This window comes from Micromonospora sp. NRRL B-16802, assembly GCF_001279555.1.
Classification (GTDB): Bacteria; Actinomycetota; Actinomycetes; order Mycobacteriales; family Micromonosporaceae; genus Micromonospora; species Micromonospora profundi.
This window is the reverse complement of sequence record NZ_LGEB01000008.1, coordinates 1-359: the sequence shown is the minus strand read 5'-3', so window position 1 is coordinate 359 and position 359 is coordinate 1. Positions and strand designations below refer to the sequence as shown.

Below are 359 nucleotides of genomic sequence, written 5' to 3'. Positions count from 1 at the left end.
GTGCGAGAGGAACGGCCGGGTGCCGCAGATGCCGTACCTGGTCACCGGCACGGTCGGCCCCAACCTGCCATACGGCAACCCGAACGCCACCGACGAGGAACTGTGGGCGGCTCTGGAGATCCCCCAGGCCAGCGAGTTCGTGGCCCAGATGCCCGGCGGCATGGACGCCCCGATCGCCCAGGGCGGCAGAACAGTCTCCGGCGGGCACCGGCAACGCCTGGCCATCGCCCGGGCGGTGGTCCGGCAGCCGGAGATCTACCTCTTCGACGACTCGTTCTCCGCCCTCGACCTCTCCACCGACGCGCATCTGCGGGCAGCCCTGTCCACGGTCACCGCGCGGGTGATGATCGCGGTGAGGT

The 359-nt window shown here is 70.8% G+C and carries 1 protein-coding gene; it reads left to right on the top strand.

The annotated features are described in order from the left end of the window. Positions 1-359, top strand: a 359-nt coding sequence (locus ADK66_RS04100; RefSeq protein ID WP_157552197.1) for an ATP-binding cassette domain-containing protein, incomplete at both ends; no start/stop codon positions are given.